This is a genomic window from Aulosira sp. FACHB-615, from assembly GCF_014698045.1.
In the GTDB taxonomy this organism is placed as follows: domain Bacteria; phylum Cyanobacteriota; class Cyanobacteriia; order Cyanobacteriales; family Nostocaceae; genus Nostoc_B.
In genome coordinates, this window is record NZ_JACJSE010000020.1 from 23144 (window position 1) to 45854 (window position 22711).

21 protein-coding genes are annotated in these 22711 nt (G+C 42.4%); 12 read left to right on the top strand and 9 right to left on the bottom strand.

All coding sequences use genetic code 11. The features are described 5' to 3' along the window. The first annotated feature begins 179 nt into the window (after positions 1-179). From H6G77_RS24565 to H6G77_RS24575, 3 genes are all read left to right on the top strand, one after another. Complete coding sequence (locus H6G77_RS24565) at positions 180-905, top strand: 1-acyl-sn-glycerol-3-phosphate acyltransferase (RefSeq protein WP_190591336.1); 726 nt, start codon at positions 180-182, stop codon at positions 903-905. Between the two features lie 342 nt (positions 906-1247). Further along, the gene (locus H6G77_RS24570) at positions 1248-2075 is read left to right on the top strand and encodes an alpha/beta fold hydrolase (protein WP_190872979.1); all 828 of its coding nucleotides are present in this window, start codon (positions 1248-1250) and stop codon (positions 2073-2075) included. A gap of 311 nt (positions 2076-2386) precedes the next feature. Then, complete coding sequence (locus H6G77_RS24575; RefSeq protein WP_190872980.1) at positions 2387-3499, top strand: hypothetical protein; 1113 nt, start codon at positions 2387-2389, stop codon at positions 3497-3499. A 190-nt stretch (positions 3500-3689) separates the two neighbouring features. Here H6G77_RS24575 and H6G77_RS24580 read toward each other — a convergent pair whose 3' ends face one another. Then, positions 3690-4415, bottom strand: a complete 726-nt coding sequence (locus tag H6G77_RS24580) for a Uma2 family endonuclease (RefSeq protein WP_190872981.1) — start codon at positions 4413-4415, stop codon at positions 3690-3692. A 155-nt stretch (positions 4416-4570) separates the two neighbouring features. On the opposite strand from H6G77_RS24580, the gene H6G77_RS24585 reads away from it, so the two are divergent. The 6 genes from H6G77_RS24585 to H6G77_RS24610 all read left to right on the top strand — a co-directional run bounded on the left by H6G77_RS24585 (position 4571) and on the right by H6G77_RS24610 (position 11451). Continuing rightward, positions 4571-6049, top strand: coding sequence for a leucyl aminopeptidase (locus H6G77_RS24585; RefSeq protein ID WP_190872982.1), 1479 nt, complete (start codon positions 4571-4573; stop codon positions 6047-6049). A gap of 362 nt (positions 6050-6411) precedes the next feature. Next, the gene (plsX, locus tag H6G77_RS24590; protein WP_190591341.1) at positions 6412-7437 is read left to right on the top strand and encodes a phosphate acyltransferase PlsX; all 1026 of its coding nucleotides are present in this window, start codon (positions 6412-6414) and stop codon (positions 7435-7437) included. Between the two features lie 78 nt (positions 7438-7515). Beyond that, positions 7516-8508, top strand: a complete 993-nt coding sequence (locus H6G77_RS24595; RefSeq protein WP_190872983.1) for a beta-ketoacyl-ACP synthase 3 — start codon at positions 7516-7518, stop codon at positions 8506-8508. Positions 8509-8596: 88 nt separating this feature from the next. Continuing rightward, positions 8597-9478 carry an ACP S-malonyltransferase gene (gene fabD, locus H6G77_RS24600; protein ID WP_190872984.1) on the top strand — a complete coding sequence of 294 codons (882 nt, stop codon included), beginning with the start codon at positions 8597-8599 and terminating at the stop codon, positions 9476-9478. Positions 9479-9674: 196 nt separating this feature from the next. Then, positions 9675-10313 carry a 1-acyl-sn-glycerol-3-phosphate acyltransferase gene (locus tag H6G77_RS24605; RefSeq protein WP_190872985.1) on the top strand — a complete coding sequence of 213 codons (639 nt, stop codon included), beginning with the start codon at positions 9675-9677 and terminating at the stop codon, positions 10311-10313. Between the two features lie 100 nt (positions 10314-10413). Continuing rightward, the gene (locus H6G77_RS24610) at positions 10414-11451 is read left to right on the top strand and encodes an AI-2E family transporter (protein ID WP_190872986.1); all 1038 of its coding nucleotides are present in this window, start codon (positions 10414-10416) and stop codon (positions 11449-11451) included. 7 nt (positions 11452-11458) lie between these two features. On the opposite strand, the gene H6G77_RS36325 is transcribed toward H6G77_RS24610, so the two are convergent. The 7 genes from H6G77_RS36325 to H6G77_RS24640 all read right to left on the bottom strand — a co-directional run bounded on the left by H6G77_RS36325 (position 11459) and on the right by H6G77_RS24640 (position 18794). Further along, the gene (locus H6G77_RS36325) at positions 11459-11581 is read right to left on the bottom strand and encodes a hypothetical protein (RefSeq protein ID WP_277880652.1); all 123 of its coding nucleotides are present in this window, start codon (positions 11579-11581) and stop codon (positions 11459-11461) included. Between the two features lie 168 nt (positions 11582-11749). Continuing rightward, positions 11750-12535 carry a retron system putative HNH endonuclease gene (locus tag H6G77_RS24615; RefSeq protein ID WP_313949914.1) on the bottom strand — a complete coding sequence of 262 codons (786 nt, stop codon included), beginning with the start codon at positions 12533-12535 and terminating at the stop codon, positions 11750-11752. Between the two features lie 5 nt (positions 12536-12540). Next, positions 12541-13896, bottom strand: a complete 1356-nt coding sequence (locus H6G77_RS24620; protein ID WP_190671125.1) for an AAA family ATPase — start codon at positions 13894-13896, stop codon at positions 12541-12543. A 186-nt stretch (positions 13897-14082) separates the two neighbouring features. Beyond that, positions 14083-14532 carry a hypothetical protein gene (locus H6G77_RS24625; RefSeq protein WP_190872987.1) on the bottom strand — a complete coding sequence of 150 codons (450 nt, stop codon included), beginning with the start codon at positions 14530-14532 and terminating at the stop codon, positions 14083-14085. A gap of 152 nt (positions 14533-14684) precedes the next feature. Next, positions 14685-17156 (bottom strand): ATP-dependent Clp protease ATP-binding subunit, encoded by a 2472-nt coding sequence (locus H6G77_RS24630; protein WP_190591353.1) that lies wholly within the window; start codon positions 17154-17156, stop codon positions 14685-14687. Between the two features lie 380 nt (positions 17157-17536). Beyond that, positions 17537-18082, bottom strand: coding sequence for a ribosomal protein S18-alanine N-acetyltransferase (gene rimI / locus H6G77_RS24635; protein WP_190873014.1), 546 nt, complete (start codon positions 18080-18082; stop codon positions 17537-17539). Positions 18083-18098: 16 nt separating this feature from the next. After that, positions 18099-18794 carry a Uma2 family endonuclease gene (locus H6G77_RS24640; protein ID WP_242048470.1) on the bottom strand — a complete coding sequence of 232 codons (696 nt, stop codon included), beginning with the start codon at positions 18792-18794 and terminating at the stop codon, positions 18099-18101. Positions 18795-19035: 241 nt separating this feature from the next. Here H6G77_RS24640 and lysA point away from each other — a divergent pair, with 241 nt between their 5' ends. From lysA to uppS, 3 genes are all read left to right on the top strand, one after another. Next, on the top strand, positions 19036-20448 hold the full coding sequence (gene lysA / locus H6G77_RS24645) for a diaminopimelate decarboxylase (RefSeq protein ID WP_190872988.1): 1413 nt from the start codon (positions 19036-19038) through the stop codon (positions 20446-20448). A 172-nt stretch (positions 20449-20620) separates the two neighbouring features. Then, on the top strand, positions 20621-21544 hold the full coding sequence (gene cdaA / locus H6G77_RS24650; protein WP_190591356.1) for a diadenylate cyclase CdaA: 924 nt from the start codon (positions 20621-20623) through the stop codon (positions 21542-21544). Continuing rightward, complete coding sequence (gene uppS, locus H6G77_RS24655) at positions 21541-22290, top strand: polyprenyl diphosphate synthase (protein ID WP_190591357.1); 750 nt, start codon at positions 21541-21543, stop codon at positions 22288-22290. The genes cdaA and uppS overlap by 4 nt, the downstream gene beginning before the upstream one ends. Before the next feature lie 132 nt (positions 22291-22422). On the opposite strand, the gene H6G77_RS24660 is transcribed toward uppS, so the two are convergent. After that, positions 22423-22695 carry a DUF3143 domain-containing protein gene (locus tag H6G77_RS24660; RefSeq protein WP_062289537.1) on the bottom strand — a complete coding sequence of 91 codons (273 nt, stop codon included), beginning with the start codon at positions 22693-22695 and terminating at the stop codon, positions 22423-22425. Between the last annotated feature and the right edge of the window lie 16 nt (positions 22696-22711).

A 22711-nucleotide genomic window follows, 5' to 3' on the forward strand; every position in this document is an offset into this window, starting at 1 on the left:
TTGATCTGAGGTTGTTTCTTACATAGATTGTGACCAAAAGTACAACGCTCTAAACATAGAAAAATCGTTTGCTTTTATAGATAAGACATTTCTATCCTAAGAGGGTCGTAGTATCAGTAAAGAAATGTAAAAATTAAATCAAGATAAACTACGATATTTTCCCAAAAATATATTTAGATATGAGTCTAAATAGCCCCTTAGATATTTCTCGCTTATTTTTAGCAACTTTTTCCACACGAATGTTTTGCTATTACGAGGATCGCATTCCTCGTGATGCAAGTTTGTTAATAGTGAGCAATCATCGCAGCTTTATGGATGCCATGATTTTAATGAAGGCGTTATCAAGTCCGATTCGTTTTGCTTGTCATCACTACATGGGACAAGTGCCAATTTTGCGCGAAATTGTCACCGGACAATTAGGTTGTTTTCCGTTAGAAACAGTGGAGAATCGGCAGCAAAGCTTTTTTGCTCAATCACAGATGCTATTAAAGTCTAAGCAGATGGTAGGCGTTTTTCCTGAAGGGGCTGAACCGATGGTGCAATCAACTCCAGCATCGGCGGTGGGGGAATTTCAGCGCGGATTTGCCCATTTAGCGTTGCGGACTGGCGTACCAGACTTAGCAATTTTACCAATTGCGATCGCCTCTTTAGAAGAAGTCAACACCACAGCTTTTCCCCTAAAACTGTTGAGTTTGTTTGACCCTTCCGAACCTTTATTTAACCAATATGGATGGCATCCATTAGTGATATATCAACGGGTAGCTGTACTCATTGGTCGCCCTTATTGGATTACAAACGATCATCAAAGTCAATATCACGGCAAACAAGCCAGAAAAGTTATAGCTGAACTCACACAACACTGCCACAGTGAAATCGCAAATTTACTACAACAAGGATGTTATTGATATACAACACCACGGCAGAATTTTAAAGATGACTTTGCTGGTGTTTTAATTGTAATTTTTTTGCTGATTTTAGATATATATTGCTAAATATGATCTGACAGAATCTTTATATAAGACTAAATTATATTTACAATAATTTGATTGCAGGTTTAAGTGAGTTTTTATTAGCTGAGTTATGATTTTAACAGACTTTTACCTGTAATACTGTCGAAAACTTAAATTCACTATTTTGAACTGATAATTTTTGTCTGTTTATGGGAATCATTTAAAAAAAAATCTCAAAGGATAATAATTGTATGCAGGTAAAACGATAAAAATCCTCAAGAAAATTAAAGTTGTACAATGCCAGAAGTTGAGTTAAAGCCGTGTTTTCTGACTCCGAAACGAGTCCAACCAGAGTATCCGTTGTTTGTTTATTTACCGGGAATGGATGGTACTGGTGAGTTACTGCGATCGCAAACATCGGGACTAGAAGCAGGCTTTGATGTTCGCTGTTTGGCGATCCCCAGAAAAGACTTAACGACTTGGGAAGAGTTGACTAATAACGTCTTGGACTTAATTCACGCAGAATTGGAGAAAAGTTCCCAAAGGTCAATTTATTTGTGTGGAGAATCATTTGGTGGCTGCTTGGCGATGAAGGTAGCTACTAAAGCCCCGCATTTATTTAAACGGATTATTTTGATTAACCCCGCCTCAGCTTTTCGCCTGCGTCCGTTTTTAGATTGGGCATCCCATTTATCATGCTTAATACCAGAATCTTTGTATGATATTGGTGCATTGGGTTTATTACCGTTTCTGGCATCTTTAGAACGCCTAGACAGAAGCGATCGCTATGAGTTGCTAAAAACTATGCGTTCTGTCCCATCCGTAACAGTAAATTGGCGATTGACTTTATTGCGAGAATTTGAGGTTGACGATGACAAATTACGCCGTCTCACCCAACCAGTATTGTTAATTGCTGGTGCAAGCGATCGGCTTTTGCCTTCTGTGACAGAAGTGAAGCGAATCGCTGCTATTTTACCTAAATCTCAGGTTTTCATCCTGCCCAATAGCGGCCACGCCTGTTTGCTAGAACAAGATGTCAGTCTTTATGAAATTCTGCAAAACAACAACTTCTTAGAAACTTTTAATCACAAGCTTTACAAGCTACCAGTGAAGGAATTAGGTTGAGCAGGAGGCAGTGGTTCGGCTACGCTCACCAACCGGAGGCACTTTGGCAAAGCCGGAGAAGTCAAAAGTAAAAAATCAAAAGTCAAAAGTATTCTTCATTTTTGCCTTTTTACTTACCACTAAGCGGTTGAGGCAGGGAGTAGACAAAAAGTTTTTCACTCAGTACTCAGTACTCAGCACTCACACTTCGACTTACCTCGACTTCGCTCGGTACAAGTCGCTCAGTGTACGACACTCAAACTTGTACTTGTTGGAAGATGTCAAGTTAGTCTGGATTTCGCTACAAACAGATTAGAGCGACTGGCATAACAATGACAAACCAACCCCAAAAACAACCAGAAGTAGAAATCACTAATCAAACATCCGCTAAAGAGAAATCATCGTTATTTGACTCTTTGGCGACGACTGGTAAAACATTGTTTGATACAGCCTTGGGCGTGGGTGTAGCCACAGCTAAACAAACACATAAGTTATTTGGACAAGCAACTCAAACTACTGGCCAAATAGTTGATCGCCTCAGTCAAAATTGGCTGATTAGAAGGCTATCGGGTTTTTTAAATCTGAATTGGCTGATTGGTGCTAGTGAAAATGTTGATCTAGAAAAAGCCGCCACCACCGTTAACAAACTTAAACAAAAATATCCCCAGGAATCGCCTAGCCAGATTTCTCACCGCATCATGCTAGACACAGCCACCAAAGCTGGGGGGATTGGGTTTGCCAGTAGTATTTTACCAGGGGTAGCAGCAGCATTATTAGCGGTTGATTTAGCTGCGACGCTGAAATTGCAATCGGAAATGCTGTATAAAATTGCGGCTGCTTACGACTTAGATTTAAAAGATCCAGCCAGGAAAGGCGAAGTTTTAACAATTTTTGGTTTGGGGTTGGGTGGTAATCGTTTGTTAAAAGCTGCTGGATTGGCGTTACTGCGAAATGTGCCGTTTGCAGGTGCAGCGATCGCCACTAGTTCTAATGCGGCCTTAAGCTATTCTCTAGGGTATGCAGCTTGTCGATTTTACGAAGCCAAACTAGATGAATCTGTTTCCTTAACATCACCAGAAACTTTGGCAACCCTGAAAGCAGAAAGTGAAAATTACTTAGAAACTGCGATCGCTCAACAAGCCATCATGGATAAAATTCTCGTTCATGTGATTCTTGCCAGCCATCCCGAAAAAACCTGGGAGGAAATTTTACCAGAATTGCAAGCATTGAACCTCAGCCCTAATTCCCTGGATGCGATCGCCAACAATATCAAGTCACCGCAACCATTAGATACACTCCTCAATCAACTCAACCGTGATTTTGCAATCCCACTGTTGGCACAATGCCAAAGAATTGCTCAACTTGACCAGCAAACCACAGGAGTAGAACAAGAAATAATTAATGCGATTATCAATAAATTTGACATTGACACTACTGAATTGTGATTCCAATAGGACTTACGCATAAAAACGAAAAATCAAGGGTTTTGGTATGGGCGTAGGGGTACAGGGGTATATGTATCTAAAATCCTTACGCCACACACCCTTACACCCCTACACCCAATCTTCATAGACAATCAATACTTGGTGCGTAAGTTCTGTCCAACACTAGCCTCTAGCCTCCAGTCCCTAGCCTCTATTCCTGTTCAAGCTGATCAGGATTAATACCCATGTCTCGGAGGCGTTGCTTTAATTGCTCTACTTGCTGTTCAGCCTGCTGTCGAGCCTGTTCAGCTTGCTGTCGAGCTAAAGCTTCTGCATCTATTCTTTGTTGTGCTTCACGTAGTGCTTGCGCCTGTTCTGTGGGATTCAGTAGCTTCTCTCCTGTATCTTCTCGGTAAAAACTAATCAGTTCTCCTTCTACCTGCAAGCGCAAACCTAATGGTTCACTACGATTGTCGGTAATCAACTCATAAGAATCTTGGCGCAACCGATAACCCCGCAACTGTCCTTGTACCCATTCGCCTCTGGGGTCAAATAACCAGTATTCTTTAACACCAAGTTGCTCGTACAAAGTCTTCTTAAATTCCTGATCGTGATTTTTCGTCCCCGCCGAAGTCATCTCAAAAATCACCGATGGAACTTCCCCTTCTTCCCACACTTTATAGTTATCTCGCCCACCAGGTGCGACATTAAAAATTACCATCACATCAGGGGCAACACGCAACTTAGGAAATCCTTGAGCGTAGTAGAGAAATTGATTGGCAAGGACTGTTGCTTGTTGTCCTACTAAATACTGACGCAGAATTTCTAGTGTCGCCAGTAACACACATAAATGAGCATAGCTTTCTGCCACTGGTTCACCATCGGAACTAGGATAGAACACTTCTGAGCGTTGATTTGGAGTCAAGGCTGAGGTCATAGTCATGCCATACAGAAGGTTAGGATGTTTTAATTATAAAAGTCAGTGGTGATTCGCCCTTTCATACTTCACACTTCATACTTCTAACTTCTCTTCACACTTCAAATTTTTGAGCAATACTGGTACAAGAAGGAATCTTTAAACAAAATCCCAAAATGGCAACAATTAAACTTAGTAATCAGCCTCTGCTGGAGTGGGCAGGCGATAGTTTGGCAATTGGATTATTTGAAGATGCGGTAGAGTTAACAGGTGAACTGGCGACTTTGAATGAAAAGTTCGCTGGCATCTTAAAAGAAGTCATTGCCGAAGAAGAATTTACAGCCAAAGCCAACAGCACTGTCTTTATTCGTGTCGCTGGCGGCGGTGCGGTTAAAAAAGTAATCTTGGTTGGCTTAGGAAAACCAGACGCACTGAAAGTAGATAGTCTGCGGCGGGCGGCGGCGGCGGCGGCAAAGGTAGCCAAAAAGCAAAAAAGCAAAACTCTCGGATTTAGCTTTCCCTTGTGGAATAACGACCCAGCAGCCACAGCCCAAGCGATCGCAGAAGGTGTAGAGTTAGCTTTATATCAAGATGTGCGCTTTAAATCAGAACCAGATGATAAAGGCGCAAAAGTTGAAACTGTCGAGTTACTGGGCTTTGAAGGTCAAGAGGATGCAATCAAGCGTGCCAATCAAATTGTATCTGGGGTAATTTTAGCCAGAGAATTGGTAGCCGCCCCAGCCAATACAGTTACACCCATTACAATGGCCGAGACTGCCCAAGAAATTGCCAAAGACTACGGCTTGCAATTACAAATCTTGGAAAAAGAAGATTGTGAGAAATTGGGTATGGGTGCCTTTTTAGGAGTCGCCCAAGCCTCTGATTTACCACCCAAATTCATTCACCTCACCTACAAACCAGAAGGTACACCCACCAAGAAACTAGCCATTATCGGTAAAGGTTTAACCTTTGATTCTGGTGGGTTGAATATTAAAGGTGCTGGTAGCGGCATTGAAACCATGAAAATTGATATGGGTGGTGCAGCTGCTACCTTGGGTGCAGCAAAAGCAATTGCCCAACTCAAGCCCGATGCCGAAGTTCACTTCATCTCTGCCGTTACCGAAAACATGATTAGCGGTCGCGCTATGCACCCAGGCGACATCCTCAAAGCTTCTAACGGCAAAACAATCGAAGTGAATAACACCGATGCTGAAGGGCGTTTAACCTTAGCTGATGCTTTGGTATATACAGATAAATTGGGATTAGATGCGATCGTTGATTTAGCCACCCTCACAGGTGCAAACGTCATTGCTTTGGGTGAAGATATCGCCGGGTTATACACCCCCCATGATGCCTTAGCTTCGCAGTTAGAAACAGCTGCTGGCACATCAGGCGAAAAAATTTGGCGGATGCCAATGGAAGAAAAATATTTTGAAGGCTTGAAATCGGGGATTGCCGATATGAAAAACACCGGGCCGCGTCCTGGTGGTTCAATTACCGCCGCCCTATTCCTCAAGCAATTCGTCAAAGATACCCCTTGGGCGCACTTAGACATTGCAGGGCCAGTCTGGGCAGATAAAGAAAATGGCTACAACGGCCCCGGCGCAACTGGCTACGGTGTACGGATGTTAGTTAACTGGGTACTTGAGCAATAAAAATAGGACTTACGCAAAAAACCTCTCAAACTCTCATTTCTCCGTGAACTCTGCGTCTCTGTGGTTCGATTTTCCGTGGCCTGTGCGTAAGTCCTAAAAAAATCAAAAATAAAAAGGCAAAAGGCTCTGTCTTTTGACTTTTGCCTTTTTACTTTTAACTTCTCGCGTGTTATCTTGGGCTTGCCGCCAAAATTATGTTGCAATAATGACAAACCATGCGGAGTACTGACTCATTTTTAATTGACTCAGCACTCAGCACTCAGCACTCATTACTGAGTATGGTAATTTGGCAGTGAAGAAGTTACGGTTTTTTAACAAAGCCAATCTGGTAAAATTTGTAAGGTTTCTATAAGCTCTGAGCAATGGGATCGACTAGCGCACGGATAGCAATTGACGCAATGGGGGGGGATCACGCACCCAAAGAAATCGTTGCTGGTGCATTACGCGCCAGTGAAGAATTGGGTGTGAAAGTCTTGCTAGTTGGTGATCCCCAACAAATTAAAGCTGTCATGCCGCCAAAAACTACTTTGGAGCGGGTGGAGATAGTTCCTGCTGAAGAAGCGATCGCTATGGATGAGGAGCCTTTAAATGCGGTTAGACGCAAACGTAAGGCTTCGATTAATGTAGCGATGGATTTGGTCAAAAATCAACAGGCAGACGCTGTATTTTCTGCTGGACACTCTGGGGCAGCTATGGCATCAGCATTGCTGCGTTTAGGAAGATTGCCAGGAATTGATCGCCCAGCCATTGGTACAGTTTTCCCCACGATTATGGCTGGCAAGCCAGTATTGATACTGGATGTCGGTGCAAATGTAGACTGCCGCCCTAAATTTTTAGAGCAGTTTGCTGTGATGGGTTCAATTTACAGCCAATATGTTTTGGGTATGGATACACCAAAGGTAGGCTTACTCAATATTGGTGAAGAAGATACCAAGGGCAATGAGCAAGCACTCCGCGCCCATCAACTGCTGCGGGAAAATTCTAGTATCAATTTTATTGGTAATGCCGAAGGACGTGATGTACTTTCGGGACAATTTGATGTAATTGTCTGTGATGGGTTTGTGGGCAATGTGTTACTCAAATTTGCCGAATCTCTGGGAGGAGTAATTCTGCAAATCTTACGTGAAGAACTGCCCCAAGGCTTGCACGGTCAAATAGGGACTGCCCTGTTAAAACCAAATCTCAAGCGAATTAAGCAACGGATGGATCATGCGGAGCATGGAGGTGCTTTACTGTTAGGTGTGGCTGGAGTTTGTTTTATCGGCCACGGTAGTTCACAAGCACCTTCAATTTTTAGTGCAATACGTATGGCAAAAGAAGCAGTTGATAACCAAGTGCTGCACAGACTTAAATCGCAGTACGAAATCCTACAGCGTGAGAACGGTTAGTCATAGTTGATATTGTCATCCGTGATTTGTCCCCAGAAGGATGAATGATGAAAACGCTGAGAGCTTGGGAGAGCAGGAGTGCAAAAGTTAGGCATCGCATTTACAGGAAGTGGCTCGGCAGTTCCCGAAACTTCCCTCGACAACCAGGCACTAACAGCACTGGTTGAAACATCAGATGAATGGATTACCACAAGAACGGGTATTCGTCAACGACGAGTATCACTTTCTTCAGGTTCATTGACTGAATTGGCGGCGGCCGCAGGGGAAAGAGCGATCGCCGCCGCCGGCATTCAAGCTACGGACTTAGATTTGATTTTGCTGGCAACATCTACCCCAGATGATTTGTTCGGCACGGCTTGTAAAGTCCAAGCCCAGTTAGGCGCAACCAAAGCAGTTGCCTTTGATTTAACCGCCGCTTGTTCTGGCTTTGTATTTGGGCTGGTAACGGCTGCTCAATACATCCGTACAGGGGTATATCAGAATGTACTGTTGATTGGGGCAGACATCCTCTCCCGTTGGGTAGATTGGCAAGACCGTAAAACTTGCGTGTTATTTGGTGATGGGGCAGGTGCGGTAGTATTACAAGCAGCCGAAAGCGATCGCTTGCTAGGATTTGCCCTCAAAAGCGACGGTAGCCTCAATCATCAGCTAAACCTCGGCTATGCAGCGACTCCCCAAGAACTACTCCCAGGCATCAACGTTTCTCAAGGCACTTACCAACCCATCAGTATGAATGGCAAAGAAGTATACCGCTTTGCTGTCCAAAAAGTGCCAGAAATTATTGATAAAGCTTTATTTGAAGCCAACTTGACCGTTGATCAAATAGATTGGTTAGTCTTGCATCAAGCTAATCAACGCATTCTAGATGCTGTTGCCCAACGTCTAGAAATTCCCGAACAAAAAGTTATTAGTAACCTTGCCAATTACGGCAATACCTCCGCCGCTTCTATCCCCCTCGCCTTAGATGAAGCAGTGCAACAAGGCAAAATTAAACCCAATGACATCATTGCTGCATCCGGTTTTGGTGCAGGTCTGACCTGGGGTGCAGCTATCTTCCAATGGGGAAGATAAGTATTAATAAGTAAAAAGTAAAAAGTAAAAACGTAAAACTTTTTACTTTTGCTTTTTTCCTTTTGACTTTTTAATTGACGATTGACCAATGACTAAAACCGTATGGGTGTTTCCCGGACAAGGTTCCCAAGCACTGGGAATGGGAACAGACTTATTAGATATACCAAGTGCTAAAGCAAAATTTACTCAAGCTGAAGAAATCTTAGGCTGGTCTGTTAGCGATATCTGCCAAAACCAAGAAGAAAAGCTAGGACAAACTCTTTATACTCAGCCCTGTCTTTATGTAGTGGAAAGTATTCTCGCTGACTTGATGCGAGAACGGGGACATCAACCAGATGTGGTGGCTGGACATAGTTTAGGTGAATATATTGCCCTTTACGTTGCTGGGGTTTTTGAATGGTCAGCAGGTTTGCGTTTAGTTAAACGCCGTGCTGAACTAATGGATAGTGCGGCTGGTGGAATGATGGCGGCTTTAATGAACTTTGACCGCGAACAATTAGATACAGTTATAGCCGAAACGCCAAATGTAGTTTTGGCAAATGATAACAGTCCAGGACAAGTGGTCATCTCTGGAACTCCTGATGCGGTACAAGCGGTAATGTCGCAGGTTAAAGCCAAACGTGCGACACCCTTAAAAGTTTCTGGCGCGTTTCACTCACATTTAATGTCGGCTGCTGCGGCTGAGTTCCAAGAAATTCTGGAGACAGTAGAATTTCAGTCTGCAACTGTACCTGTAATGTCGAATGTTGAACCTACACCCGCCACTGACGCAGAAATTTTAAAACAGCGTCTTACGCAGCAAATGACTGGTTCAGTACGTTGGCGAGAAATTTCGCTGCAATTACCAGCTAACAACATTGAACAAGTCATAGAAATTGGCCCTGGCAATGTTTTAACTGGGTTAATTAAACGCACCGTTACTGATTTAATCTTAAAGAACGTCCGTAATGCTGCTGAATTACCAGAATAGGGAGTAGGGACGAAAAAATCAAAAGTTAAAAGGCAAAAGTAAAAAATATACTCACTTTTAATTTTTAATTTTTAGTTTGTGAAGGGTATTCCAAAAAAGAAATTATCCCATTTGTTGACTACCTCTATCCACCTTGTCTTCCTTGTCCCCCTTGTCCCCCTTTTCCTAATTCCTACTCCCCACTCCCTAATGTCCTATGTCTCGCAGTCGTGAACCGTTAATTAGTCTGGCGCTTTACCACGCTTTCAAATGGTCGGTTGTCAGCCCCATGCTTCATACTTACTTTCGCGGGAAGATTTATGGGGTCGAAAATGTGCCGCCATCAGATCCTTTGGTAGTTGTGAGTAATCATGCTAGTTATTTTGACCCGCCAATTGTTTCTAATTGTGTGCGCCGTCCGGTAGCATATATGGCGAAACAGGAGTTATTTGAAATTCCGGTTTTGGCACAAGCTATTAAATTATATGGTGCTTACCCCGTGAGTCGCGGTAGTGCCGATCGCAATGCCATTCGGGCTGCTTTAGAATGTTTAGAAAATGGTTGGGCTGTGGGAGTGTTTTTACAAGGGACTCGCACACCTGATGGCAAAATTACTGACCCCAAAAAAGGCGCAGCACTCTTAGCCGCAAAGGCGCAAGCACCAATTTTACCTGTGAGTTTGTGGGGAAGTGAAGGAATTTTAGAAAAAGGCTCATCCATACCGCGTGCTGTTCCCCTGACGATTAGAATTGGTGAGGTAATTGCACCACCAAGTTCTACTAACAAAGATGAATTAGACCGTGTAACCCAAAAGTGTGCAAAGGTCATCAACGAAATGCACGATTTAGGGCGTTGATGAGAAATATGCTTTTCGGTAGTAGCGATCGCCACTGTATTTTTATATGTTGCTAATGTCTACTAGCGATCGCTAAATTAACTAATTTTTAAAATATTATATGACCGGCTTTGATGCCAAGAACTTTTGGAATCGCTTGAATAATTCGGCGTTAGTCCGCTTTTTGTTGTTAGTGGCTTCAGGCTGGGCTTTCGTACAACTTTTAGCATACTTTGAAGCCGTCATTGTTATTTTTACATTTGCGGCAATTTTAGCTTTTTTACTCAGCTATCCTGTAAATTGGTTGCGGCGGTTTTTACCTCATGGGGTAGCTGTAATTGTTGTCTTCTTAATCAGCATTGTGATTTTAGGCGGATTATTAATCACCGTTGGGATAGCAGTATTATCCCAAGGACAGCAATTAATTGATAGTATTTCGGGATTTTTAACTTCTCTTGCGCCTTTTTTAGAAAGAATCGAAGAATTTCTCCGTAACCGCAATCTGCAAATAGACTTGAGTTTAATTGAAGAACAATTGCGGAATCAGGCTATATCAGGTTTAGTCACCAGCTTAACTTTTCTACAACAGTTATTAACTAATTTTGTCACCTTTATTTTAATTGCTGTTGTAGCATTCTTCATGCTACTAGATGGCGAAAAACTATGGAATTTTATCTTAAAGATAGTCCCTAAACAACGCCGCATCAGATTTACCAATATCATTAGACGCAGCTTTTTAGGGTTTTTTCGTGGTCAGCTATTATTGAGTTTGTTTTTAACCACAACTACTTTCATTGTCTTTGTAATCTTGCAAGTACCTTTTGCCTTACTATTATCTGTAATTGTCGGGTTTTTAGATATCATTCCAGGTATTGGAGCAACTTTAGGTGTTAGCACAATTACTTTAATTGTCTTATCTCAAAATGTTTGGCTGGCATTAAAAGTATTGATTGCCTGTATTATCCTCCAACAAATTCAAGACAATCTCATTGCACCTCGGATTATGCAAGGTGCGCTAAATCTCAATCCGGTTGTGGTATTTTTCGCCTTATTAGTAGGTGCTAGAGTCGCAGGCTTATTAGGAGTTTTCATTTCTATTCCAATTACGGGAGTAATTGTATCTTTATTTGAAATTGATGAGATGAAAGCTGAGGTTTAGTCAAGATTTATTGGGTAGCGATCGCATTTTGTTCTTCTGTTGGTAATTTTTCAATTTCTGCGATCGCAAGCTGTAGTAATTCAGTCATGTTTGAGGAGTTTAAATAGCTTTTTACAATTGATGATATCAAGTATTTGAGTATGTTAGTTTAGCTTACTGTTGTATTGCCTCTCGTGCTACCTAACTCATCGCTCTATTTAGAATAATTCATTAGCCAACAACCTGTCTACAATTGGTTCATATCCTATTTGTTAAACTGTCTCTACTGAGAAAATAAAAACCCCTGCTGATTTAGCAGCTATGGTAGTTGGTGAACACGAGAAAATACAGCATAAGCAGGACTACGCGTACTCACTTTTTTCAAAAGAGCGATCGCCTCTGGATCACGAAAATGATGAGCAAGATGTGGAAGGATATGCACAAGCGCAAAAGCACTATATTCTTCACTAGTCTTACAACTATCTTTTAACATTTGAATTGCTTGTAATTTTACTTCTATATCAATAGTATTTAATGCCATTATCAGTAGAGTTAATAGCTTTTCGATGTATTTACTGCGGTTCTTGATTAACTCTTTTCGTCTAATAATTCCATTTAAATCAAAAATTTGTGTTACTTGGTTTCCACAATCATCATGTCCTTTTATATTAGCCAACTTAGTAGAATGATCCCAATAGAAATCTAAATGCAAAAATGGATCAATTTTGTCATTGCTAGGGTCAAGTAATAGAGGCTTACCATTTACGTCCAGTGGAAATTTAGTTCCTTTATGATTTATACTATTACAAATAGTGCATGAATACAGAAGGTTAGTCCACTCAAATGTCAAACTTTCATATATACTTTTAGGATGAAAATGTTCGATTTCTCCATAATCAACCACTGAAATCTTACTTTCACAATATGCACATTTGCCATGAAACATTTCTTCTAAAGCTTTTTTAATTTCTGGATGATTATATTTATTAGTTGCATTTTCAATTTGTTTCTTAGTAGCATTAGGATTAGCTTTAGTTGTTTTTAGTTTTGCTAACCATTTAGCACCCAATCTTATTAAGATATCTGGTTGGGGACTTCTTGGCACAGGAATCAAGGCAAATTTTCCTCCAAGAACGCATCTATTCTAGCTTCTAAACTCCCAGGTTCAGGTGGCCCAGCAATTGGCTGTAAGGTTTTCATAAAGTTCCTGAGTTGCTCATACTCTTGCTTGTCTTTTTCACTGAGGTTGTCTTTATTGTTATCTAATTCATAGAAACGTTGTATTTTCTCCTGTGTAGCAGGTGAATGAGTAGACTCTAAACCAAAAGCTGGACTTCTGAGGATATAATCAGCATCATAAGCAGAAATATTATCTATTTGTCTTACTTCTACTTCACCATCTACCAATTCTAGACGAAGAGTAAGTGCATCTTCTCCTCCACCCGCAGCGATAAGTGGACTATGAGTAGCGATAACAAATTGTAGATTTGGAAAAATATTTCGCAACCAACCAGCAATTTTTCTTTGCCAATATGGATGAAGATGAATATCTAATTCATCAATTAAAACTACACCTGAAGCCTGAGTGGGGTCTTCTAAATCAGGAAAAGCTTGCATTAATCGCCAAATTAAATCTCCAGCTAAGGCTATTACACTCCGATAACCATCAGATAAACCAATAGTTGCTACTTTACGACCATTAACAAAAAATTTGATTTGACCATCAGCAGTGATTTCAGCAATTTTAGTATCTCCAGGAATGAGACTTTCAATTACTTTTTTTCCTATTTCCAGCTTTTTACTTGCTTCCTGATCCCCTTTGGCTATGCGAAAATCTAGGTAAACCATCCACTGCTCAAATGAACTTATAGGTGTGTCTTCATTGAACTGTGTAATGAAGTTACTAGAACGCTTTGGGGTATCTAAACTAGGTAACATTCTTTGGCTAATACGGGTTAGCCGACGAAACGCACCATAACCTACTGCAAACCATCCTTTAGTGTTAGAAGCAAAGGCATTAGTTCGTAACCAACTTAGAAATCTCGAATATTCTTCAATTAGTGCAGGTTCAGTATAAGTTTCTGTTTTATCTTGACTAATTTTAATAGTTGTAGGTGTGTCACCAGTAACAAAGTATGAATAAGTAAAACTTCTACTGATTTTTTCTTTACCATAAGTACCAGCGTCAAGTGGATCTTGATGTAGCACAGCACTCAGTTTCCCTGGTTTAGAGGAGTCACTAACCCAACCTGTAGGACGGGGGAGAAGTTCTTTTGCAGCTTCAGGCCCGGCTAAAAGTAGTGCTAATGCTTGAAGTAACGTGCTTTTTCCTACACCGTTTTCACCTAGTAAGGTAATCCAAGAGTAGGGTTTTGCCTTTTTACCAGTTTCACGATTGCGAATAAAGAGTATTTTTTCTTCTCGAAAGCACTTGATATTACTAAGTGTTATGCTTTCAACCCACATTATTTATATCCTTAAGATTTTGCATCATCAATAGCTTGTGAATTAATTTAACCTCATTTTTGAGTTCAACTGTATCTACTAGGGTTTGACTACTTTCCACTAAGCAATATTACAAATATACCTAAACTTAAATGGTAAAGGAACGAAACCCAACAACAGTAGCGTGTTTTTGGGTTTCGCTGTTGCTTAACCTAAATTGCTAATGCTCTCTGGATGATTTGGTGATGTCAGTGTTTGAATTAGTTTTGAGATAAACTCATAAGCTAATGATATCAGGTTAATTTTTGCTTCAACATCGCTAGGTGGAAACGTAGATGATGTTGATTCAGCATGGTTATTAAATGTTCTTCCATCAAGCACTGCCTCAACGCTAAACTTTCCTGACTGCTGAAACATCAAACCATAATCAAGAGATACAAGACTTATATTTTGGTATGTATCCATATCAAAAGTTACCCTTATATAACGGAAGGGATAAACCCTAGTTACTAAATGCTCAGTCAGTTCAACCACCCAACTAAAAACCTGTGATTCTTCAGATTTGATCCTGGCAACCGATAATTCCCAGGTATTTAAATCAGGTATTAGCTGCTGAATATCTCTAGCGGCTTGTTGAATTGTTGTTTCGTTTAACATTTTCGATTTTAAAGAGGTTGTAGAAATTTAAAGAGTATTGTTTTGCCTCTTATTACACAGCCTAGCCATAATGCCAAGAAAACAAAAACGGTAGAGAAATTTATCCTCTACCGCTTGCTAATATTTATTTGAGACTCAATCCCAAACGTTAATTACGACTCAATTCCTTGAGGTAACAACTCCCGGCGCTGTTGAGAACTAACTTGCACGTTGCCGTTTTCATCAACATCAACAACGGCGGTATCGCCATCTTTGATGCGACCAGACAGAATTTCTTCTGCGAGGCTATCTTCCAACAAGCGCATAATTGCCCGACGCAACGGTCTTGCACCGTAACTGGGGCTGTAACCTTCTTGGATGAGTCGGTCTTTGAAGCGTTCGGTGACTTCTAAGGTGATACCTTTTTCTGTCAGGCGACCAAACACTTCTTTGAGCATGATGTCGGCGATTTGGGTGACTTCTTCCCGGTTGAGTTGACGGAAGACGATAATTTCATCCAAACGGTTGAGGAATTCTGGACGGAAGTACTGCTTGAGTTCTTCGTTAACCAGAGTCTTAATCCGGTTATACTGCGACTCGCCAGCATCTTCGGTGAACTCGAAGCCGATGGTGGAAGCGCCTTTTTCAATTACCTTAGAACCGATGTTGGATGTCAAAATCAGCAAGGTGTTCTTGAAGTCAACGGTGCGACCTTTAGCATCGGTTAACCGACCGTCTTCTAAAATTTGCAGCAGCATATTGAAGACATCGGGGTGGGCTTTTTCGATTTCGTCGAACAGCACCACGGTATATGGACGACGGCGCACAGCTTCGGTTAATTGACCGCCTTCGTTATAACCAACGTAACCTGGAGGCGAACCAATTAGTTTGCTGACGGTGTGGCGTTCCATATATTCCGACATATCCAGGCGGATCATTGCTTCTTCAGAACCGAAGAAGTAGGAAGCCAAGGATTTTGCCAACTCAGTTTTACCTACCCCAGTCGGCCCGGAGAAGATAAAGCTGGCGATGGGTCGGTTGGGGTTTTTCAAACCGACACGCGCCCGACGGATTGCCCGTGAAACTGCTTTCACTGCGTCTTCTTGTCCGATGAGTCGCTGATGCAAGGTGTCTTCCATGTGCAGCAGCTTTTCGGATTCAGACTCGGTGAGCTTGTTGACTGGTACACCTGTCCAGGAAGCGACGATGTGAGCAATGTCTTCTTCGGTGACAACGGGTTCTACACCGTCACCACTTGCACCGTTGGTTTTGCTTTGGGCGATCGCGCGGATTTCGGCTTTGATTTCCATTTCCCGATCGCGCAGTTCCCCGGCTCTGTCAAAGTCTTGGGAACGCACTGCATCATCTTTTTCTTTTAAGATTTGGCGCAGTTCTTTATCTAACTCTTTAGCTGCGGGGGGCAGTTGGGAGTTGATTAACCGCACGCGCGAACCTGCTTCATCAATCAAGTCGATGGCTTTATCTGGCAAGTAGCGATCGCTGATATAACGGTCAGACAATTTCGCTGCTGCAATCAAAGCTTCATCAGAAATTTTCAACTTGTGATGCTGCTCGTAGCGATCGCGTAGTCCATGCAATATTTCTATAGTTTCATCGACTGACGGCTCACCTACCATGACTGGCTGGAAGCGGCGTTCTAAGGCTGCATCGCGCTCGATGTGTTTGCGGTATTCGTCGAGAGTGGTGGCACCGATACACTGCAATTCACCTCTTGCCAAGGCGGGTTTGAGGATATTTGCTGCGTCGATCGCACCTTCGGCTGCACCTGCACCAATTAGGGTGTGAACTTCGTCAATTACGAGAATGACGTTACCCGCCTGACGAATTTCGTCCATGATTTTCTTCAGGCGTTCTTCAAATTCACCCCGGTATTTGGTACCTGCTACCAGCAAACCGATGTCTAACGTGACTACACGCTTGTCTTCCAGGATGTCGGGGACATCTTTGTTGGCAATGCGGCTCGCCAAACCTTCGGCGATCGCGGTTTTACCAACCCCTGGTTCACCAATCAGCACTGGGTTATTTTTTGTCCGGCGACCCAAGATTTGAATTACACGCTCAATTTCTTTTGCGCGTCCTACGACTGGATCAAGTTTGTTGTCCGTCGCCATCTGGGTTAGGTTCGAGCCGAATTCATCCAAGGTAGGAGTCTTAGTGCGTCCCGATTGACCGGTCGCCGAAACCTCTGCTGTTTCTCCCAGCATTCGGATGACTTGGGTTCTTACCTTAGATAGATCCACCCCAAGGTTTTCTAGCACCCTGGCTGCTACACCTTCCCCTTCCCGGATCAGGCCCAACAGCAGATGCTCGGTGCCAATGTAGTTATGCCCTAATTGGCGCGCTTCTTCTAGGGATAGTTCCAGAACCCGCTTTGCCCGTGGCGTAAACGGAATTTCCACGGCCACAAAGCCTGAACCCCGGCCTATGATTTTTTCTACTTCAATACGGGCATCTTTGAGATTGACACCCATTGATTTCAGCACCTTGGCCGCAACTCCTGTGCCTTCCCCAATCAGACCCAGGAGGATCTGCTCGGTTCCCACAAAGTTGTGACCTAAACGGCGGGCCTCTTCTTGGGCCAGCATGATTACCTTAATGGCTTTTTCTGTGAAGCGTTCAAACATGGCATTTTTCCCATCACCTGCGTCGTGCCGGTACGCTGATTTTAGCACAGGCTAAGGTTTTGGGTGTCTGTATCAGAGATAATAGACATCCAAGGGAGACTACTCAAATTGATGGGTGGATTTGTCAACTGTTGATGAATTTTGCTACGGCTACTGACTTGAGGAGCTTTGATTTACTGGCTTTTCAGCTTGAGTTGTAAATAGTTAGCCGTTGTTATGATAATTTAATTTTACCAGTCACAAATACTAATTATTAGCACATTTTGAATCTAAAAGTCAAAATTTTTCTAAAAGTATTTTTTATTTAAAATATAAAAATTTTTCTTATTAAAAATTCTAATGAATTAACTAGAGGCTAGGGACTAGGGACTAGCCTCTAACTAAATCAATTGCCAAGAAAATTCGCTCAACTGTTGGCTGACAATGGTGTGCCACTGGTCTAAAGTTTGTTGAAAATGTGGATATTGCAATTCTGATAACCACAAAATCAAAGCATCTTCGTCGTTGTCTTTGTAATAACGCCGTCGCCGCCCCGCCGTTTTAAAGCCAAATTTCTCATATAAGGATATGGCTGCAATATTAGAAGCTCTCACTTCCAGGGTGGCGCGTTCTAAACCGCGATCGCAGGCTGCCTTCAAGAGAGCGTACAATAAAGCCTGCCCCAAACCCTGACGGTGATATTGGGGATGAATCGCCAAAATAGTAATGTGGGCTTCGTCAACAATTGACCAAAAACAGCCCATACCCAAAAGTTTAATGCTCGACAATGGCGCAAACAAACCCAGTAACTCGCTGTTTGGGCTTTCTAATTCGCGTTGATAACCGGCTAAAGTCCAAAGACCACCAAAACAAGTTTGATCGAGTTCGAGGATGGTACTAAGGTCATTGGTTGTGAGCGATCGCAATTTTAATTCTGATGAAATCACATTTAACTGATCAAAATTATAAGGAGGACTTAGTGGCAAGGTTTTCAACAAAACTCTGGTGTTCTGGACTAGCCAAACCTTGCTGCAAAACTGCTAAAACTTTTGCTAAATTCCCGGCTAATAATGCCGCTTTATCTAAGCATAAACCCGGAAAAATATGAGAGTAAATCACACCCTCATGATTAGGCGCAAGTTTGATATATTCCCCTTGCTCTAACTTGAACCAATCAAATTCATTATCATACACACGCCAGACTAAATATTCTTGCACTTGATTGCGGCGGTATACTTTTAACTTTTCGTGCAAATCCAAAGAAACACTACTAGCAGCAACTTCTACAATTAACTCTGGCGCACCTTCAATATAATCATCGTCACTAACACTGGCCTGTCCGTCATTAGTAATCAGCAAACAAGCATCTGGTTGGGGTTCATTATCGGCATCTAAGCGGACAGTGGCATTATCTCCCAACTCTACCCCAGGCGTAGCAGATTCATATAAGCCCAACCAAGCCATAACATAAGCATGGGGTTTACCATGACTTCTAAAACGTAAGGGAGATGCCATATACACAATTCCTTCAATCAGTTCCGCTTTTTTCACTGCTGGCATAGCATGATAACGACGCTCAAATTCTCCACGGGTGAGTTTATCGCCGTTTTCCAAAGGTGGCAGAGTTACTAAAAGAGTCATAGGAGAACTAAGGGTCATAATTTTTTCTCCAAAACTTCGACTTTGAGCCATAAACCCTAATAATCAATAGATTAAAAGAATTATGATGAACTGAAACAACGTTGATCAAAAGTGCTGCATTCAAACTAACTGACCTTAAGAGTTGATTTCCGGCTATGGGAAACTTTTCTTGTACTTTTTACTCAGCACTGAGTTGGTAAACTGAAAATCGGGACACTTCCTCAAGCTCTTAATTTGTATAAGGACAACTTACATAGTTATGGTATCGACTCACCCCACTGAGGTTCAACATGCTGGAACTCAGTATTTGCCTCAAAAGCGCAACCCAAACGCAACTATTTCGCCCAACCAGGAACTGTTACCTTTAACAGCTAAGGTTAACAGTAATGACTGTCTGGAAATTGGTGGGTGTGATGTCACAACCCTAGTGCAGCAGTTTGGTTCGCCATTATATATTTTAGATGAAGACACTCTGCGTGCGGCTTGTCGGCAGTACCGAGATGCTTTTAAGCAATATTACCCTGGTGTATCTCAAGTATTATATGCTTCTAAAGCGTGGAATTGTTTAGCCGTTTGTGCGATCGCTGCCTCGGAAGGTTTGGGAATTGATGTCGTCTCTGGCGGCGAACTTTACACAGCGTTAGCGGCTGGTGTTAGTCCTGAAAAAATTTACCTCCACGGTAATAATAAATCCCAGCCAGAGCTAGTTTTAGCAATTGAATCTGGTGTGACAATTGTTGTCGATAACTGGTATGAGTTAAAAACCTTGGTGGAACTCAGCACTCAGCACTCAGCACTCAGCACTAGGATCATGCTACGGCTAACCCCAGGTATTGAATGCCATACCCACGAATATATCCGCACCGGACACTTAGATAGTAAATTTGGCTTTGATCCCAACGATTTAGACGAAGTATTTACCTTTGTCAGCAAGCAACCTTCCTTAAACTGTGTAGGTTTGCACGCCCATATTGGTTCCCAAATTTTTGAACTGCAACCCCATCAAGATTTAGGGGCTGTCATGGTGCAGTGGTTCCGCGATACTGCTAAGTATGGTTTAAGTTTAACGGAACTCAACATTGGTGGTGGATTAGGCATTCGTTATACAGAATCCGATGATCCCCCAAGTATTGAAGATTGGGTAAAAGTAATTTGTGCAGCTGTTCAAGAAACTTGTGCGGCGGAAAATTTGCCTTTACCAAAGCTATTATGTGAACCAGGGCGATCGCTGATTGCCACATCTTGTATTACTGCCTATACTATTGGCGCAACCAAAGTAGTACCAGACATTCGTACCTACGTATCTGTTGATGGTGGGATGTCCGATAATCCCCGCCCCATCACTTACCAGTCTGTTTATCGGGCGGTAGTTGCTAATAAAATGTCTGCTAATGTAACAGAAACAGTCACCGTAGCTGGTAAACATTGTGAATCAGGAGATATCCTAATTAAAAATGCCCAACTACCCAAAACTGAACCAGGCGACATTCTCGTGGTTATGGCGACTGGTGCGTACAATTACAGTATGGCATCTAACTACAACCGCTTACCCCGACCCGCAGCCGTAGTCGTAGCCAATGGCGAAGCAAATTTGATTTTGCAACGCGAAACTTATCAAGACTTAATTCGGCAAGATTGTCTACCAGAAAGACTAAAAAAGTCTGAAGTCTGAAAAAGTGTGAAGTCTGAAGTCTGAAAACTTAAAGGTTGTAGACCAAAGGAAATTGCCCCAGGCTAGGTTAAAAACTCAATGATGAAATTTATATTTCACACTTCATACTTCATACTTCACACTTTACACTTCATACTTTATACTTCATACTTCATACTTGATTCCAGATGTCATGAAAGATTGGTCAAAGCATTGGCTGACAAACCTAGGATGGTCGCAGTCCTTGCTACTTGGGACTCTGGATATAGTATTAGTGCTGGCGCTGACGTACATGATACTAGTGATTATTAGTGAGCGCCGGACACTTTGGATGGTGCGAGGATTTATTATTTTAATGTTGGCCTCGGCTCTCAGTGGTAGATTGGGCTTACCACTGCTGAACTTTGTCTTAGAAAAATTAGTGATTGGTTGCGCTGTGGCGATGGCGGTAGCCTTACAGTCAGAATTTCGGCGTTTTTTGGAACAACTAGGGCGGGGAGAGTTACGCCAGTTGTTTCAAACATCAAGTTTATCCATCCCCAAATCTGATAGTGTGATTGATGAAATTGTGGATGCAGTGAAAGAACTTTCCAAAAATCGCATTGGAGCTTTGCTAATTCTGGAAACCACAGGCCCAATTGACGAGCGAGATTTTTCTGTGCCTGGAGTTAAGCTGAATGCTGAGGTATCTAAGGAACTTATACAAACAATTTTTCAGCCAAAAACTTTGTTACATGATGGAGCAACGTTAATTCGCGGCTCACGAATTGTATCATCAGGTATAATTCTACCACTTTCGGGACGCACAGCCTCGCGCCAGTTGGGTACACGCCATCGGGCAGCGATGGGAATTACTGAGCGGGTCGAAAATTGTATTTGTGTAGTTGTATCAGAAGAAACAGGTTCTATTTCCTTAGCGGAACGGGGAACTCTAAATAGACCACTGACCATTAGAAAACTAAAAGAGTCCTTAGAGGCTCGATTATCTCCAACTGTAGATCGGGAAGCAGTTGCTCCGGGTCTGTTAAGCTGGGTGCGTCAGATTGGTAGTAAGGGACTGGTACTATTTTCACGTTTACTTGGATTACCATCGACCGCTTCACGAGACAAAAAATGACTGTACAACCAACTGAACTGCTATATTTGCCTCCCGACTTGAAACGGGAACTACTGCCCAAACACGTTGCGGTGATTATGGATGGCAATGGTCGATGGGCTAAACGTCAAGGTTTACCGCGAATTATGGGACATAAGCGTGGTGTTGATGCTTTGAAGGATTTGCTGCGTTGTTGCAAAGACTGGGGAATTGAGGCACTGACAGCTTATGCTTTTTCTACGGAAAACTGGAAAAGACCGCAGGAAGAAGTGGATTTTTTGATGACTTTATTCCAAGTAGTTTTACGTCAAGAACTGCGGGAAATGGTCGAGGAAAATGTGCAAATTCAGTTTGTGGGGAATTTGCAGGCTTTACCAAAGTCACTGCAAGAAGAAATTACCCGTTCAATGGAAGCGACAAAGAATAATCGCAGTATTAAATTTTCTGTGGCAACTAATTATGGCGGACGGCAGGAAATTTTACAAGCTTGTCGGGCGATCGCGCAAAAAGTCGAGCAAGGTATCCTCAAACCAGATGAAATCGATGAAGCGGTGTTTGAAAGCCATTTGTATACAGCCGGAATTGATGACCCTGATTTATTAATCCGTACTAGCGGTGAAATGCGTCTTTCAAATTTCCTGCTCTGGCAAATGGCTTATGGTGAAATTTACATTACTGATACGCTTTGGCCAGATTTTGACCGGGCTGAATTTCACCGGGCTTTGTGTGCATATCAGCAACGCGACCGGAGATTTGGGAAAGTGTAGCAAAGGGAGTAGGGAATGGGGAATAGGGAGTAGTGAAAGAAGATACAAGGGAGATAAGGTACATGGGGTAAAGGCAGAGATTTTCCCTCTTCTCCCTGTCCCCAGCCCCATTTCCTCTTACCACTCCCCAGTTCACGGGCCAGAAAATACGGCTTGTTCGATATCTTCCCGGCTGAGAGAATACTTGAATGAGCGTTGGATTTCTTGGCGATTTTCGCCAGCTTCGAGATATCTCACTACGATTTGTTCAATATCTAGCCACAGTTCAGCTTGCCAATCAGGTCTTTGCACGCGCCAACAATGAAGTTGTGTTTCATCTTGTTGACAACCTTGGTCTTTTAACCATTGCTCAATTTGTGGCAGAGGATGATTATATAAAGGGGTATCGGCTGGCAGAAGAGACATAAGAATTTGAGATGGT

Coding starts and splice junctions, on each gene's coding strand:
- H6G77_RS24565 (WP_190591336.1), top strand. CDS start 180: ATGAGTCTAAATAGCCCCTTAGATATTTCTCGCTTATTTTTAGCAACT.
- H6G77_RS24570 (WP_190872979.1), top strand. CDS start 1,248: ATGCCAGAAGTTGAGTTAAAGCCGTGTTTTCTGACTCCGAAACGAGTC.
- H6G77_RS24575 (WP_190872980.1), top strand. CDS start 2,387: ATGACAAACCAACCCCAAAAACAACCAGAAGTAGAAATCACTAATCAA.
- H6G77_RS24580 (WP_190872981.1), bottom strand. CDS start 4,415: ATGACCTCAGCCTTGACTCCAAATCAACGCTCAGAAGTGTTCTATCCT.
- H6G77_RS24585 (WP_190872982.1), top strand. CDS start 4,571: ATGGCAACAATTAAACTTAGTAATCAGCCTCTGCTGGAGTGGGCAGGC.
- plsX (WP_190591341.1), top strand. CDS start 6,412: ATGGGATCGACTAGCGCACGGATAGCAATTGACGCAATGGGGGGGGAT.
- fabD (WP_190872984.1), top strand. CDS start 8,597: ATGACTAAAACCGTATGGGTGTTTCCCGGACAAGGTTCCCAAGCACTG.
- H6G77_RS24605 (WP_190872985.1), top strand. CDS start 9,675: ATGTCTCGCAGTCGTGAACCGTTAATTAGTCTGGCGCTTTACCACGCT.
- H6G77_RS24610 (WP_190872986.1), top strand. CDS start 10,414: ATGACCGGCTTTGATGCCAAGAACTTTTGGAATCGCTTGAATAATTCG.
- H6G77_RS24620 (WP_190671125.1), bottom strand. CDS start 13,896: ATGTGGGTTGAAAGCATAACACTTAGTAATATCAAGTGCTTTCGAGAA.
- H6G77_RS24625 (WP_190872987.1), bottom strand. CDS start 14,532: ATGTTAAACGAAACAACAATTCAACAAGCCGCTAGAGATATTCAGCAG.
- H6G77_RS24630 (WP_190591353.1), bottom strand. CDS start 17,156: ATGTTTGAACGCTTCACAGAAAAAGCCATTAAGGTAATCATGCTGGCC.
- H6G77_RS24640 (WP_242048470.1), bottom strand. CDS start 18,794: ATGACCCTTAGTTCTCCTATGACTCTTTTAGTAACTCTGCCACCTTTG.
- lysA (WP_190872988.1), top strand. CDS start 19,036: ATGGTATCGACTCACCCCACTGAGGTTCAACATGCTGGAACTCAGTAT.
- cdaA (WP_190591356.1), top strand. CDS start 20,621: ATGAAAGATTGGTCAAAGCATTGGCTGACAAACCTAGGATGGTCGCAG.
- uppS (WP_190591357.1), top strand. CDS start 21,541: ATGACTGTACAACCAACTGAACTGCTATATTTGCCTCCCGACTTGAAA.
- H6G77_RS24660 (WP_062289537.1), bottom strand. CDS start 22,695: ATGTCTCTTCTGCCAGCCGATACCCCTTTATATAATCATCCTCTGCCA.